Below are 16216 nucleotides of genomic sequence, written 5' to 3' on the forward strand. Positions count from 1 at the left end.
ACACTAAAAATAGTACATTTAGCACATGAACAATTATAAACTCTATATATATTTACTCCTCTTTATTACAATACCTTTAAATGGCCAGGTTGGCAATCTAAGTTCTTCAAATCAAGATAGAATAGCAATAATTGATAATAATTTGCAAGCATTGTTTCTCGATGTTCCTGGTCTGACTGAAAAAGTAAACGTAACCATCTCAAACACCTCTCTCACTAATTTTCTTAAAGCGATCTCACAAGTTCACAAGATTAACATGAATCTTTCTAAAAATCTTAGCTCGATCACAGTTATCAATGGATTTCGTGATGTTACTGTTCATGAACTTCTACTTTTTCTGGCTAAAGAGCATACTTTACAATTTGATTTTACAGGCACTATTATTTCCATAAAAAAATATATACCTCCTATAGCTACGCCAGTAGTCAAAGAGATTGGGGTAAGCTATGAAGTAGCTACCAATAGCATATCTTTGGACCTTACCAATGACCCGCTTCCAAAGGTGTTTCGGAAAATCAATCAGTTGACTGGTAAAAACCTACTTTTTGAACCTGAATTAGGGAACAAGAACCTTTCAATCTACTTAACAGATACTCCGGTTGATCTCGCTTTAAAAAAGTTAGCCGAAACAAATGAGATGGAAGTAATTATTTCTGAAAATGGATTTTTTGAATTCATTAAACTCGATAAAAACCTGAAAAACTCAGCTTTTAAAAAATTCATTGCATCAAAACGTGATCAAAATAACTCTGTTCCATTTACTATTGTTGATAGTAACAATAAAATAGTATCAATCGACGTAAAGGATGTTATGATATCGGATATCATTTATGCCTTTTCTGAAGAACTTGATTTAAATATCTTTATTGCTACGCCTTTAGAACATGCTGGTAAACTTACCTATAAAACAGAACGTATTCACTTTGACGATCTTTTAGTAGAAATATTTGAAAAAGCAGTAAGAAATAAGACTCCTATTAACTCTCAAAATAACAGAAGTGATATTGGACAACTTAATAATATATCAAACCCCACAGCTAATACTCAAGAAAACTTTACATTTAAGAAAAAGGGAAATACGTACTACTTTGGAACTAAAGATCAATTGAGTATTAGAACTATAGAACGTGTCCATATGATGCATCGCTCTATAGAAATGCTAGGGGATGCCAATTCGTCTAGTGGAGTAGGCAATAATTTTAATAGTCAAAATTTTATAACTGGAGGAACTAATTTTTATGGTACCTCTAACGACAATATTGCGGGTCAAAATAATTTTTCTACTATAAACACTAGAAATTATAATCAAAACTCCCAATCCAATACATCACAAAATGCTATCACCTCATTATTTCCTAGTTCTATTACAGAGGGCCTCGAAATAAAAATCGATACCGAATTGAACAGCTTTATTGTCAGCGGTTCTGGTTTAAAAGTTAAAAAATTTAGAGATTTTGTCAAATATATAGATACACCAATACCCCTCATACTTATAGAGGTCATGATATTGGAGGTGAATCGTAGTGCTACCGTAGAAACCGGTGTCGAATTTGGTATTGGAAAAGAATCTACCGTTACGGAAGGTGTTACCTATCCTGATGCTTCTATAACTCTCGGCGCCCAAACCATAAATCGTATCATTGGAGGCTTCGATGGCTTTGGCTCACTCAATTTAGGAAATGTAGTGCCTAATTTTTATATGGATATTAAAGCTATGGAATCTAATGGGAATGTAAAAATTCTTTCAACTCCTAAACTTAGTACACTCAATGGTCATAAAGCATTTTTATCCAGCGGGCAGACGACTTACTACGCTGTTACTAATCAAAATTTCTTTGGCTCACAAATTCCACAAACTTCACAAACAATCAATTACCAACCTATCAATGCAGAGTTAGCTCTAGAATTTAAACCCTATGTTGCAGGTGACGGACAGATCACTTTGGATATCCAAGTAATTCAATCCAGTTTTAGTGGAAACAGGATTGCCGAGGATGCTCCTCCAGATATTAATAGCCGAAGTTTCTCATCAATTATGCGAATGCGAGCCAATGATGTTGCTATTCTAGGAGGTATCGAACAAAAAGTCAAAAATGATTCAGGTACAGGCGTTCCTCTCTTATCGAGAATTCCTATTCTAAAATGGATTTTTAGTAAAAGAAAGCGAGAGGATTCACGTAAAAAATTAAATATAATTATAAAACCTACTGTTTTTTACTAATGTCTAATTTTAACTACAAGAATCTATTACATAATCCAACACTAGGAGTCATAGAACATTCGGAAAAGAATGGTCAAGTACACATCATTGCTACATCGTTTAAGATTAGAAATAACGAAATACTGATTGACGCCTCCTATAGCGCCGAAACTATTTCAGAACTTTCTTCGATAATCACTCATAAAGCAGGCGTTCATTTGTTGATTACTAATACGCATGTTCTCACAAAAGAGATAGAAACTGCAGATAATGATAATCAGGTGATTGTATCGCAAGGTTATCCCAATCTTAACTTGGATGCTTTTTATTATGAAATATTAAAAACTACAAACAAAGCGTTTATCACCTTATGTAGAAAACAATATATCAATGAATTAATAACGCAATATCAAGCGCATAACGTCAGAATTAGTCAGCTCTCACTTGGTGGACTAAACGTACATACCTTACCTGCCTACACAGATTTAAATCCTGTACGAAGCTCTAACTATCTTGCATCTTTTGATGAACATAATAAACTTCAAAGTTTAGAGAACTCTGATTACGAAGATAATATTGAATATAGAATCGACAACAACATAGTTTCAAGTCAACATATTCTAGCACTAGCAACGGTTCTAGGTAAATTTTCGTCTACTGTACTCTCAGGAAACTTAAACTTCCTAAATCTTGAACTAGATACGCAGTACAAAAAAGCTAAATTATTCAAAAAAATAGCTTACGGTGGTATAGGTATGTTGCTACTCCTACTTTTTGTTAATTTCATTGCCTTCAATGCGGAATACAAGGAGAAACAAAAGCTTCTTATAGAGCTTGAGACTCACAAAGATCAAACCGAAGAACTTAAAGAATATCAAGACTTAATCGCTTCAAAAGAAGCTATTGTCAACAGCATTATAGCTTCAGGGTTTTCTAAGTCTTCATTTTATATTAATCAAGTTCTTGTAGACCTCCCTACTAGCATTACGTTAACGGACTTTAGTTATCAACCTATATCCAAAAATATCAACGCTCAAAAACCAATTCGCATTGATCGGCATCGCATCAACATCAAAGGAGAATCTATCGATAAACAAGATTTTTCAGATTGGCTCACTACGATTGATGAGTGCTCGTTTATCGATTTCATAACCATAGTTTCATATGGTCAAGTCAAAAATAACAGGTCTGATTTTGAAATTAATATAAGTCTACATACAAATGATAGCGCAAAATAAAATAATATTACTCATACTTGGGCTGTTGCTAGCCTATGTGCTAGCCTATCAGTTTGCTATTAGCAATACTGTTGCGTTATACACAGACAACAAAATGTTGAATAATGACCTTCAACTAGCACAAGAGAGTAACGTAAAATATACGACGCTTAAAAAGAAGGAACAGGAACTAAATAGTATTCTTACTACGAATAACATTGATGAACACGCTATACAAAACAGCTTGCTCAAGACACTCAATTATATATCCAAAGATATCAAATTTAACATTCAAAAATTTGAAGAACCTCACAGCCACCAAGACACTGAAACCAAAGAAGTAACTACCACATATAATTTTACATTAGAAGGTGATTACAGTTCACTTATACAAGTTGTGTACCTGCTAGAACAGAGCTATTCATTTGGGAATATAGCTCATATAAATTTTACCAAAATAAAAGATTATCGTACCAATAAATCTTCTTTACACTGTAAAATACTATTGCAAAAAATCAATTGATTATGGTATTGCTGCATTAAAATAACTTTTAAAACAGAAAAAAAACATATTTGGTGTATTTTATTTTTAACTAAAGTTTAAGGAATATTAACAAAAATTAATACATTTGTCGCGTCCTCTTTTGAACCCCATCTATAGAAGACCAATCTAAACTCTTGAATCATGATCAAAACAATGTACCTAACCTGCATTGTATGGGGCTTTTATTTCCTATCCTTTTCTCAACAGGTTACCACGAACCATTTTCCGGCTACAGGCAATGTAGGAATTGGAACAGACAATCCTAGTGCCAAACTACAAATAAATCACACCAATACACTTGCCGGTACCTGGAACCCTTCCAATAGTCTTTTTACCATTTCAGATGGAGCAAATTCCTTGATGATGGATCCCAATGAAATATATGGAAGTGGCACACTATTTTTTGGATCGAGATATGGGGATATAGCAAGATTCAGAACTATATCTGAAACTGGGGCGAATGACATGATGATCATAAAACGTAACGGTACTGTAGGTATAGGCACTAACACTCCAGATGCTAAACTTACGGTCAAAGGTCATATCCATGCTCAAGAAGTAAAAGTAGATCTTTCGGGTGCTGTAGCACCAGATTATGTCTTTTTAAAGGACTATCAACTTAAAACCCTTGATGAAGTAGACAACTATATTCAGGTTAACGGACATCTACCTAATATCCCATCAGCTGCGATAATGGAAAAAGAAGGGGTTAAATTGAAGGAAATGAATCTTAAGCTCTTAGAAAAAATTGAGGAACTAACTCTTTACCTAATTTCCCAAGATAAAAGAATCTTGCATTTAGAACAGCAACTATTACATTTAACTAATAAACCCTAGTATGCAAAACATAATTACTTTATTCTGCCTTTTATTATCGATTTCATTTTCTTCATTAGCACAAACTGTAAATGCAGAATACCTAAATCCTACTTTTGGCAACGGTAATCCTTATTCTTTTATACGATTTGGAACATCTCAAGATTATAAGGCTGGTTTTATGTGGAATAATAATGACGCCTATTATGGGAATGGGAATGACTTCTCTATTTTCACTTATAATGATAGAGATTTAACCTTTTACACCGGACAAGGAAATATTATTATGTTTCCCTCTAATGGCGGTAACGTGGGGATAGGAACTACTAATCCTCAAGGAAAGGTAGATATAAAAAAAGGCTCCCAAAACCTTAGACTCCTGACAGGAAGTAATACAAGTGGATATAATTTAAATATCGGTGTTAATGATGATGGGGTAAATTTTACAAATAGCTCGCGTATAAGAGGATATCTCTTTGGAAATGCTAATGGTACTTTATTAACTATTAATTCACAAGGCAACGTAGGTATAGGCACTAGGGCTCCCGACGCAAAGCTCACTGTAAAAGGGAACATTCATGCACAAGAGGTAAAAGTAGATCTCGCAGGTGCTGTAGCACCAGATTATGTCTTTTTAAAAGACTATCAACTTAAAACACTTGACGAAGTAGACAGCTATATTCAGGTTAATGGACATTTACCTAATATCCCATCAGCTGCGATAATGGAAAAAGAAGGGGTTAAATTGAAGGAAATGAATCTTAAACTCTTAGAAAAAATTGAGGAACTTACGTTGTATACTATTGAACAGGAAAAAGCGATACAAGAATTGATAAAAGAAAAAGACCTTAACACGGCTCAAAATAAAAAAATCCAGAAGCTGGAACAAGAACTTCAAAAACTAATAAGTAATTCTAAAAAAGTTTAAATATATACTATGCTTAAATACCTGCTATTTTTCTTATTATTTACGACTGATTTAGTCTTTTCTCAAACTAACATTCATGAACTAAATGGAAATGTTGGAATTGGAATTACAAATCCTGATGAGAAACTACACATAAATGGGAGACTCCGATTAGAGGCACATACTTCTGGTGCCGGAGTTTGGCACAACCCATCTGCTGCTGGATTTCAATGGTTCTCGGGACTTAATGCCGAAGATGATTATAGAATTTATAGAGATGGTAATCTATTTTTAATTGATAAAACTGGAAATGTTGGTATAGGAATTTCCAAACCCCTAGCCAAATTACACGTTCATGGACAAGCTAAATTTGGTTACTCAGGAATCCTATCATTAAATTGGACTCATGAACCAAATTGGGGAGGTCATTCGAATAAATGGGCAGGTTATATCGGATTTAATGCGTATCGAGAGAATAATGACGCGAGAGATTTCTATAAAGGCTCAAATCGATACACTTCTAAAGGTATATTCGAAGGTTCAAATTATGGTTTTAGATGGCTATATCGAAATCATCAAAATTATGATTCTGATGGTCAACATAAACTCATAGAATATATGCGCTTGACTAATAATGGAAATCTAGGTATAGGCACTAACACTCCAGATGCTAAACTTACTGTCAAAGGTCATATCCATGCTCAAGAAGTAAAAGTAGATCTTGCGGGTGCTGTAGCACCAGATTATGTCTTTTTAAAGGACTATCAACTTAAAACACTGGATGAAGTAGACAACTATATTAAGGTTAATGGACATTTACATAATATCCCATCAGCTGCGATAATGGAAAAAGAAGGGGTTAAATTGAAGGAAATGAATCTTAAGCTCTTAGAAAAAATTGAGGAACTCACTTTGTACTTAATTGCTCAAGAAAAAAGAATTCTGATTTTGGAACAAAAAAATAAATAAAATCTGCAACAATGCCTATGCTAAAAGCCAAAATTATAGCTGTTTTTCTTTTTTTAAAGTTTTTGCTAATAAATGCACAAACACTTAATGTAGAGTATTTAAATCCGAGCTTAGGTAGTGGTGATCCTTACTCCTACATACGGTTTGGCACATTACAAAATTATAAAGCTGGATTTTTGTGGAACAAAAGTGAGCCAGACTTTGGTGACGGTGATGACTTTTCCATTTTTACCTACAATGATCGTGATTTGACTTTTCGTACAGGAATGGGGAATATAATTCTACAACCTAAATTTGGAGGTAACATTGGTATAGGAACCACTTCACCAGTCTCGATGCTTGACGTAAATGGAAAAACAACCTTGAATAGTTTAAGAATAGATGGGCGTAATGCTATCCATTCTGTAAATGGATTTGTAAACAAAATTGAGTTTACAGGCTATGCAAATAGCGCCATTGTATTTGCTCCGGGAGAAACTCGAGAATTAATGTTCGGATTTCATGGGGACGGCAAATTTTATTGGGGTACCGGAAAGAATGCTACAAAACCTAATTTTTATTCAATGTTTTTGGATGGTAACACTGGTAATTTAGGAATAAGGGGGAGGTTGACAGCTAATGAAGTTCGCGTAAAAGTTGGGGGTTGGGCAGATTATGTTTTTAAAGAAGATTATAAGCTCAAACCTTTAGATGAAATAGAAAAATATATTCAAGAAAAAGGACATTTACCTAATATTCCTTCTGAAGAAGATGTTTTGAATGATGGTATTCTTTTAGGTGAAATGAACCTTAAACTCCTAGAAAAAATTGAGGAACTTACGTTGTATATGATTGCGCAAGAAAAAGAAATTGATCTCTTAAAGAAACGCAGCTTTGCGTTGGAAAAACAAAACCAACAATTGAAAACAATTTCTTTAAAAATCGCAACTATCGAAAATAAACTAAAAGCAAAAGAATAAATCCATTACTATGAGATTAGAAATCATTTTTAGTTTTCTATTGTTTTCATTAACCGTGTCAGGTTTAAGAGCGCAAATACAGACTGGAGTCTTTCGTAACACTCCAGAAAACTTAGAGTATAATCAATTTATAAGAAATGGCATAGGTGCAGCTGTATATATTAATCAACAATCTACAGAGCCGGATAAATCAATATTACGCTTATCTAGTGGTACCGTTAATCCGAATGAAAATGTGAAATTTACAGTTGAAAATAACGGTAATGTAGGGATAAATACAACAGTTCCTAAATCAAAATTGCAGGTATCCTCAACAGAGAGTGATGCGCTTAGAATTTATCGCACTGGAATAGCAGATAAATATTTAGACATCTGGCATGGAACCGGCGGAGCTGTTATTGATCCGATTAGAACGGATAATTCCATTGGTGTTCTTTATTTAGGTTACCGCAATCCTTCTAACATTATTCTAAATCTCAAAGGCGGCCGAGTAGGTATCGGCACCGATTCCCCGGACGCAAAGCTCACTGTAAAAGGGAACATTCATGCACAAGAGGTAAAAGTAGATCTCGCAGGTGCTGTAGCACCAGATTATGTCTTTTTAAAAGACTATCAACTTAAAACACTTGACGAAGTAGACAGCTATATTCAGGTTAACGGACATCTACCTAATATCCCATCGGCTGCAATAATGGAAAAAGAAGGGGTTAAATTAAAGGAAATGAACCTTAAACTCCTAGAAAAAATTGAGGAACTTACGTTGTATATGATTGCGCAAGAGAAAGAAATACAAGAATTAAAGAAAGACAGAGAACTTAATTCATTACAAAATAATCGCATTCTGAAACTCGAAAAACAACTCGAATCGTTAATTTTTATCCTCAAAAATAAATAAAGAACCAGATGCTTAAGTATTTATTATTCAGTGTATTCTTTTCAGTTAGTATGGTTTTTTCACAAACCAATATATATGAAGCCAATCAAAATGTTGGAATCGGAATTACTAATCCTATTGAAAAACTGCACGTAAACGGTAGGTTACGATTAGAAGCACATACCTCTGGTGCGGGAGTTTGGCACAATTCATCAGTTGCGGGGTTGCAATGGTTCTCCGGACTTAATCCCGATGGTGATTATAGAATCTATAAGAATGGAAATTTATTTCTAATTAATAAAACCGGAAATGTTGGAATAGGAATAGATAACCCAAGTCAAAAATTAGATGTTTTAGGGAACATCTATTTGAATTCTGCAAGTGCAAGTTCTTCAAATAATAAAGTTAATTCCTCAGGAGTATTGTTTAAGTCTTCAGGATATGCAACAGATAACCGAACACGATACCAATTATGGAATATATTATCGATTGGTAACAGTATTTGGGGAGCTGGGGATTTAGTTTTCAGAAGTAACACCGATGGTATGGGCTACAAGGAAATGGTCAGGTTTAGTGCTAATGGGAACGTAGGCATCGGCACCGATTCCCCAGACGCAAAGCTCACTGTAAAAGGGAACATTCATGCACAAGAGGTAAAAGTAGATCTCGCAGGTGCTGTAGCGCCAGATTATGTCTTTTTAAAAGACTATCAACTTAAAACACTTGACGAAGTAGACAACTATATTCAGGTTAACGGACATCTACCTAATATCCCATCGGCTGCGATAATGGAAAAAGAAGGGGTTAAATTAAAGGAAATGAACCTTAAACTCCTAGAAAAAATCGAAGAACTTACGTTGTATATGATTGCGCAAGAAAAAAAGATTAAACAACAAAAAACTGTAAACAACGAACTAAACATAAAAACAACTGATCTAGATAACCGATTATCTGAATTAGAAAAAATAATCAAAACTCTAAAAAATTAATTTATTAATACTGATTATACAATGACTAATAAAATTACCCTATTCATTGCGATTATTGCACTTTTCACAGCAGTTGCCAGCTTTTTTTATGCTCAAAATACAAATGAGCTTGTGTATGTAGATGTCAATAAACTTTTGGATGGCTACAAAAGAACCAAAATTGTAAAGGCAACTTTTGATGAAAAAGCCAAAACCATGAAGGCTAATGTAGACAGTCTCTTATCAGACTGGCAAAAGGAATTAAAACTATACGAAAAAGAGCGTAGCCAAATGTCAAAAAAAGAGTTGGAACTCAAGCAGGAACTTTTAGGCAATAAGCAACAACAAATCAACAATTATCAACAGGCAGTACAAAAACAATTACAGGAAGAAGATAAAAAAGTGACGCAGACTGTGATAAATGACATTAATGATTTTGTCAAAGACTTTGGGAAAACTAATGGATACACTGTCATTTTTGGCGCTACGGGTAGTGGTACTATTATGTACGGAGAAACCTCAGCCGACCTTACAGATCAGGTGTTAGAAGAACTTAATTCCGAATTTGAAGGAAAGTAAGAAAAAACTGGAGGCACGAAGTCCGAAGATAGATGAGGGCGCTGTATTAAACAAAGCAAACAACACCTGACTTCGGACTGCTGACTTCGAACAAAAAAACAAATACTTTGAAACAGATACCATTACTTTTATTCATAACTCTTTTTCTTTTGAGTGCCTGCTCCACGACAACTTTTGATTCTAAAGAGGAATTATGGGAGTACTTAAAAACTGAAGAGCATGGCTATTTACAAAACAAAACTGTGAATGGTGTCAGTTTCTCGTTGGTATACAAGCCCACTGATCTGATCGTAGATCAAATGCTTGGTGATGATCGTAATACTGCGACTATTGATAGTTTACGACAACATTTTGACCGCTACCTCTATTTCAATCTATCCATGTCAAAAAATGAGCAGGAATTACTGAGTAATGTAGCTGGCAATAAACAACGATTTGGTGCGATGGTAAATGAGCTGGCTTTTGGAATGCACTCAAAGATCCATATGATTACGCCGGCAAAAGATACGATTGCTATGACCGATTATATCTATCCAAGGATGTATGGAATGAGTGGCGCCACTACCCTCTTATTGGTCTATCCAAAAGAGAAGAATATAATGGAATCACAAGAAATAAACCTAACAATCGAAGACTTGGGATTTTATACCGGTGAGGTTAAATTTAAGATACCCACCGACATCATAAAAAATGAACCCAAACTTAAGTTTTGATAGCAATTAAATGCTTAAAAAAATAAAGCAAACTAAAATAAGTAAAGCATACACTGAACACAGTACACTATATAAGCAACTCATTATGAAAACCAACGTTCGAATCTCCACCGGCTATCACTATTTTCTTATAGGATTGGTCTGTATATTTTGTAATCTTCCTGACAGTATCTACGCCCAAGGCCCTAATGCCCCCGAAGCAGCCGCTTTTGAGCCAGTAGATGCTACCGATATGGTAAATTTATTAACCGGGGATTTTACTTATGTACTTCCTTTATTAAATGTACCAAGTCCGGAAGGGGGTTATCCAATAGCGCTGTCTTATCACGCTGGTATTGCCATGGATCAGGAAGCTTCCTGGGTTGGGTTGGGTTGGTCATTAAATCCAGGGGCAATTAATAGAGCTATAAATAAAGTTCCTGATGACTGGAACCAAGTAAAAACATATGATATCGTATACGATCGTGGTGGTTTTTCACATAATTATAAAGGAAGTATTGACATTGGAGTAAGTGATGCTCTTTCTATTGGAGCATACTATAGCTATTCTGCAAACCAATCATATAATGGGGAGACTGGTCTAAGTGTAAGAAATAATTTCGGTGTTCAAGCTAAATCTGGACCAACAAGACTTAGTATTGGAAATGATGGCGCAAGTTTAGGTATTAATTTAGATTCCTACGGTCAATCTTCCATTGGCCTATCAGTAAATCAATCATCTACTAACAGCAAAACGAACGTATCCGTTGGAATTAGCGTATCAAGTCTAGGAGTGTCTATGACTTCGCAAAATGGTCTTAACGGCTCTATTAATGGCGCGAGCATTGGTTTAAACAACCAAAATAACGGTACTAATACGTTCAATATTAGTTCGTCTCAGTTTGCTATATCCATTCCCGTTTTTACCTTGATTAATATCGGATTTTCATACTCTCATTATAATTACTGGCTTTTTGAGAAGGACTTTACTATAAATCAAGGCTCCTTATATAGTGGTAACATGAGACAGGCATTACATAATTCTTTATTCGAAGATAAAGTTGATCATGATTCCAGTGAATCATATAACAATCTAAATAGAAATTCTGAAATAGCTAGAGGTAATTTTTCTTCAATTAATTATGATAAATACTCCGTTTCAGGTCAAGGCATATCAGGTACTCTAACCCCCTATATTCTTGAGAATGGCTTTATTTATAACAAGAGATCCCTTATTAGGGATCATAAAGGAAAACACTTTGCGATAAGTCAATATCCTGATAATACAGGAAGCTTTTCTAAAAATATTAACAACGCTTCATCCAAAGATATACACTTTTATTTTAATAACGAATTCACTTCATATTTAAACATAAGTTCAGGAAATTGGAATACCACTCCTAATAATCCTAGTAACATTTTTAGCTACGGTACACATAACAATAATTTTGATCAATCAATCGCGGGACACGAAACCTACAATACAACCAACAATAGATTAAAGAGAGGTAATTATGTAGAAGTATTTACAAACCAACAATTATTAGATAATCCACATCTGATTATTGCACCTAAAGATTTTCGTAGAGATTCGCCTTTAGTTCCCAGAGATGGAATTGGAGCATATAAAATAACAACTACAGATGGTAAAGTTTATCATTACGCCATTCCGGTATACCAAAGAGAAAAAATCGATAGAATAACCAGTATCGATACTAATATTAATTCTGGCTTTTCAGAACACCAACAACTAGAATCATATGCAACCCATTGGCTATTAACAGCAGTTACTGGTCCCGACTATATCGATTGGAATGAAGATCATAAATTATCTCAAGGTGATATAGGCTACTGGGTAGAATTTGAATATGGAAAATGGACTGATAGTTATCGCTGGCGAACTCCTAGAGAAGGTTTGAGAGAATTTGAAAATATTAAAAATTATTCATGGGGACTAAAAGATATCTATTATCTGGATAGAATAAAAACCAGAACGCACACAGCTTTGTTTGTTAAAAGTGATAGAATGGATAGCTATTCAACTCCAATTAAAATCCCTTCTTCTTCGAACGCTTATCAATGGTATGAAGATACCAATCGTACGCAGGTAAAAGGAAATGATAATAAGTGGTATTTTACAGGCACATATAATAAGATTCCAGGGGCTAGCAATATCCAATACCACGCCATCATTTCTACTGATTACGGTAGAAGATTTCATGTTGCAGAGCACAAGACATTAAAGCTTAGCAAAATTATAATTCTAAAAAATAGTAGTCAATATTGTAATATATCAAAAAGCAACAATAGTCAATTAGAAAGCAGAAACATTGGTTCTATGAATCTAATTGAGAATTATAAGGAAACATTTGTGACAGGTCAAGTGACACAACCAAGAGAAATATTTCGTTACAATAGAAATTTAACTGGAGAAAATTATAAGAATATTTTGGATGTAAATGATATTAAAGTATTGGCACCTAATATCTACGCATCTGCTCAGAAAATTATTGAGTTCCATTATGATTATACTTTAGCTCAGAACACTCCTAATTCGTTAGCCTCAGAGAAAGGAAGACTCACTCTAAAATCTGTAAAAACACTAGGTAAAAAGGGTATATTAACAGTACCACCATTTGATTTTACATATAACAAAACTTATGTAGATTTTGATACAAATAAAGTTGATCCTTGGGGATTTCATAAAGATCACCCAGATACTTGGAGTTTGAAAACTGTAAAAACTCCAGTTGGAACAGTTATAAATATTGATTATGAATCTGATGTTTTTAATAAAGAGGTTGCAAAAACAGAAAGAGTCTTCAATAAGAATTTTTTATTCGGTTTTAGACAATTTACAGATGGAAAATACCTTCAGATCCAAAATAAAGAAAGTTCAAAAAATCCAATAGATTTTACAAAATACTTCGAAGTCAACAAGTTAGCGTATTTGGACGCACTTTATTGGAGACATCCTCCCGGTGCCGGTACCTCCCATAGAATGGGTGATGTCTCTGGTAATTTTCTCATCACTTCTGTTTCATCAAATCTTTTGACATTCAAAATCCCAGAGAGCAATACTAGGTCAGATGTTAGACGAGGAGTTAACTGTAACAACAATAATTGGGTTTATTATAATTTATATCATAAAATTGTCGGAGGATGGATGGATGACATTGATCCAAATAATTGTGAAGATCCTACTGATACCAGCAATGGGACTAGAGTTCGATTAAAATTTCATTCTAACAAATCCTTAATGCCAAGTAACAATATTGGTGGTGGAATAAGAGTTAAGGAACTTAATATAACTGATGGATCAAATATTGAATATAGTTCCAAATACTTTTACGTAAAGCCAGGAACAAATCAATCTTCTGGGACAACGACTTATGCTCCCGCAAATTACACTAAAAATATCGATTTTATTACAGAGCTGCCTCCACCATCTGTAATGTATGAGTACACTTCAATACGAAAACTAACTAACGGTGATAAACTTATCAAATCTATTGAATACAGATTTAATACTATCAAAAATATTATCTATAATAATAGAGGATTTCAATTGGACAACTTCCTCTCCTTAACCTTACAGCAAAACAACGACACTAAAGGAGTTAATCTTAATTTGAATAATTCAATACAAGCGTTCGATATTAATTTCACAAAACATCAATTAATTGATCGAACATCGAACATCGGATTGTTATTACATAACAAGCAATTCAACTCGAAAAACCAACTTGTTTCTTCATTAGAAAATAAATATCTAAATGACCCCCAACAAAAACAAGGTGTAATTCAAGAAACATTTAAACATTCTAAACTACTTATAGAAAATGGTCAACGGAAAAAATATTTCTTGAATAGCTCAAGCAAACGCAGAGAACAATCAGTCCTAAAAACTACTAAGACATTAGAAGCAGATTTCATTTCAACTATAAATTACAGTACATATGATATTTTATCTGGACAATCATTGGAAACCATAAAGGAACTGAATGAAACTAAAATTAAGTTTACAACAATCCCTGCTTACAAGTATTACTCAGCTATGGGCTCAAAAGTTGATAACCCAACCAATAAAAATATGCTTTCTCAAACTGCAGCTGCGCTTACACAAGTTAAAGATGCTATTGGAAACTGGAAGACGGTGAATGCTAATATTAATACCTGGTCTAATGACTGGAGGTATCACAAGTTCGATGGTTCTCTCGAACCTTCAGCAACAGGTAGCTCAAAAATATGGCGTAAACACAAAACATTTACTTGGAAAGGTGCTATTGATACTGACGGAGCCTATCTTGGGTATGTCGGAGAGTTTGATAATTTTCAATGGGGTGTGAATGCAACACAAACTAACCCTAAATGGATCAACACCTCTACTGTGGAAAAGTATGATCACTACTCCATGCCTTTAGAGGTTTCGGATATCAACGGTAATAAAATGGCTACAAAAATGGGAGACAAAGACTCCAAAGTATTTGCGGTGGCCAATACCGGTTATAATCAAATGTTTTATTCGGGTGCAGAAGATTTAGGCACTAACAACTATTTTAGTGGACAAGTATATAAGGGCAGTACGGCAACGATTAGCACCAGAGCCCATACGGGTAGAGCATCGCTTGCGGCAACAGCTAATGTGCATGCCTTTAAAGTAAAACCTGATGCTGGCTCCTATAGCGTCTCTGTTTGGGTCTATCGTTCAGGCGATACAGATACTGGCTACAGAAACGTAAAAGTAAACGCCGGAGGTAATATTTTGTCTTTTAATGAACAGGAAGTGGTGCTTGCCGGGAATTGGGTACAACTCAATTTCTATACTAAGCAAATTACCCAAGGGCAAGAAGTTTTTGTTTATAATACTGTAGGGACAACCTATTTTGACGATTTTAGAATGACACCCATAGGCACATCCATGACCAGTTATGTCTATAACGAATGGGATGAATTAAGCTATGTATTAGGAGCTAATAACATGGCAACCCATTATGAGTATGACCTCGCTGGACGTTTACAAAAAACCTCCATCGAAGTAGCCAATACGCCGGGGATTACAGGTGGCTTTAAACTCGCCAAAGAAATTAATTATAATTATAAAGCCATTGCACAGCGTGATACTGATGGGGATGGAGAACTAAGCCCGGTCGAAGCCTATGATCCTTTGTACTTGACAGTTTATACAGATGCCGCTGATCCAAATTATATAAAGGCTGTAGCTAGGATTATTGGAGGTAGTGGCAATTACCAACTACGTTGGGCAGTGTCTAATGACGCTAATACTTTAACTTATGGTTCTTGGGGTACAGAATACACCAAATTATTACAAATATGGACATGCGGTATAACTAAATATTACAAATGCGAAATAAAAGATTTGGAACTTAATCTAATTCAAACCAGTGAAGTAAAATCATATATCAAATGTGAGGGAGATACTGATATAATAATTGATCCACAATAAAAAAGTACTGGAAAACTAAAACAC

12 protein-coding genes are annotated in these 16216 nt (G+C 34.5%); all 12 read left to right on the forward strand.

Annotated features, from left to right (window positions below; translation table 11 throughout):
• Positions 1 to 25: 25 nt before the first annotated feature.
• A complete protein-coding gene (locus ACE939_RS10945) occupies positions 26 to 2221 on the forward strand; it encodes a type II secretion system protein GspD (protein ID WP_378185617.1) in 2196 nt (731 codons plus the stop codon).
• The gene (locus ACE939_RS10950) at positions 2221 to 3438 is read left to right on the forward strand and encodes a hypothetical protein (RefSeq protein ID WP_378185618.1); all 1218 of its coding nucleotides are present in this window, start codon (positions 2221 to 2223) and stop codon (positions 3436 to 3438) included. The genes ACE939_RS10945 and ACE939_RS10950 overlap by 1 nt, the downstream gene beginning before the upstream one ends.
• Entirely contained in the window at positions 3422 to 3940 is a 519-nt protein-coding gene (locus ACE939_RS10955; protein WP_378185619.1) for a hypothetical protein, read from the forward strand. The genes ACE939_RS10950 and ACE939_RS10955 overlap by 17 nt, the downstream gene beginning before the upstream one ends.
• Before the next feature lie 162 nt (positions 3941 to 4102).
• Positions 4103 to 4798 carry a hypothetical protein gene (locus ACE939_RS10960; protein WP_378185620.1) on the forward strand — a complete coding sequence of 232 codons (696 nt, stop codon included), beginning with the start codon at positions 4103 to 4105 and terminating at the stop codon, positions 4796 to 4798.
• A 1-nt stretch (position 4799) separates the two neighbouring features.
• Positions 4800 to 5705: a tail fiber protein gene (locus ACE939_RS10965; RefSeq protein ID WP_378185621.1), complete on the forward strand. Its 906-nt coding sequence runs from the start codon at positions 4800 to 4802 to the stop codon at positions 5703 to 5705.
• Positions 5706 to 5714: 9 nt separating this feature from the next.
• The gene (locus tag ACE939_RS10970; protein ID WP_378185622.1) at positions 5715 to 6653 is read left to right on the forward strand and encodes a hypothetical protein; all 939 of its coding nucleotides are present in this window, start codon (positions 5715 to 5717) and stop codon (positions 6651 to 6653) included.
• Positions 6654 to 6664: 11 nt separating this feature from the next.
• Entirely contained in the window at positions 6665 to 7612 is a 948-nt protein-coding gene (locus ACE939_RS10975; RefSeq protein WP_378185623.1) for a hypothetical protein, read from the forward strand.
• Between the two features lie 10 nt (positions 7613 to 7622).
• The gene (locus ACE939_RS10980; protein ID WP_378185624.1) at positions 7623 to 8507 is read left to right on the forward strand and encodes a hypothetical protein; all 885 of its coding nucleotides are present in this window, start codon (positions 7623 to 7625) and stop codon (positions 8505 to 8507) included.
• Between the two features lie 8 nt (positions 8508 to 8515).
• Positions 8516 to 9475, forward strand: coding sequence for a hypothetical protein (locus tag ACE939_RS10985; RefSeq protein ID WP_378185625.1), 960 nt, complete (start codon positions 8516 to 8518; stop codon positions 9473 to 9475).
• A gap of 21 nt (positions 9476 to 9496) precedes the next feature.
• Positions 9497 to 10033 (forward strand): OmpH family outer membrane protein, encoded by a 537-nt coding sequence (locus tag ACE939_RS10990; RefSeq protein WP_378185626.1) that lies wholly within the window; start codon positions 9497 to 9499, stop codon positions 10031 to 10033.
• A 107-nt stretch (positions 10034 to 10140) separates the two neighbouring features.
• Positions 10141 to 10746, forward strand: a complete 606-nt coding sequence (locus ACE939_RS10995; RefSeq protein WP_378185628.1) for a hypothetical protein — start codon at positions 10141 to 10143, stop codon at positions 10744 to 10746.
• 85 nt (positions 10747 to 10831) lie between these two features.
• The gene (locus ACE939_RS11000; RefSeq protein ID WP_378185629.1) at positions 10832 to 16192 is read left to right on the forward strand and encodes a hypothetical protein; all 5361 of its coding nucleotides are present in this window, start codon (positions 10832 to 10834) and stop codon (positions 16190 to 16192) included.
• Positions 16193 to 16216: the final 24 nt, after the last annotated feature.

Origin of the sequence: Aquimarina rhodophyticola, from assembly GCF_042434915.1 — a bacterium.
Classification (GTDB): Bacteria; Bacteroidota; Bacteroidia; order Flavobacteriales; family Flavobacteriaceae; genus Aquimarina.

What these genes read in the sequence shown, in the direction of transcription:
- ACE939_RS10945 (WP_378185617.1), top strand. Translation starts at nt 26, where the DNA reads ATGAACAATTATAAACTCTATATATATTTACTCCTCTTTATTACAATA.
- ACE939_RS10950 (WP_378185618.1), top strand. Translation starts at nt 2,221, where the DNA reads ATGTCTAATTTTAACTACAAGAATCTATTACATAATCCAACACTAGGA.
- ACE939_RS10955 (WP_378185619.1), top strand. Translation starts at nt 3,422, where the DNA reads ATGATAGCGCAAAATAAAATAATATTACTCATACTTGGGCTGTTGCTA.
- ACE939_RS10960 (WP_378185620.1), top strand. Translation starts at nt 4,103, where the DNA reads ATGATCAAAACAATGTACCTAACCTGCATTGTATGGGGCTTTTATTTC.
- ACE939_RS10965 (WP_378185621.1), top strand. Translation starts at nt 4,800, where the DNA reads ATGCAAAACATAATTACTTTATTCTGCCTTTTATTATCGATTTCATTT.
- ACE939_RS10970 (WP_378185622.1), top strand. Translation starts at nt 5,715, where the DNA reads ATGCTTAAATACCTGCTATTTTTCTTATTATTTACGACTGATTTAGTC.
- ACE939_RS10975 (WP_378185623.1), top strand. Translation starts at nt 6,665, where the DNA reads ATGCCTATGCTAAAAGCCAAAATTATAGCTGTTTTTCTTTTTTTAAAG.
- ACE939_RS10980 (WP_378185624.1), top strand. Translation starts at nt 7,623, where the DNA reads ATGAGATTAGAAATCATTTTTAGTTTTCTATTGTTTTCATTAACCGTG.
- ACE939_RS10985 (WP_378185625.1), top strand. Translation starts at nt 8,516, where the DNA reads ATGCTTAAGTATTTATTATTCAGTGTATTCTTTTCAGTTAGTATGGTT.
- ACE939_RS10990 (WP_378185626.1), top strand. Translation starts at nt 9,497, where the DNA reads ATGACTAATAAAATTACCCTATTCATTGCGATTATTGCACTTTTCACA.
- ACE939_RS11000 (WP_378185629.1), top strand. Translation starts at nt 10,832, where the DNA reads ATGAAAACCAACGTTCGAATCTCCACCGGCTATCACTATTTTCTTATA.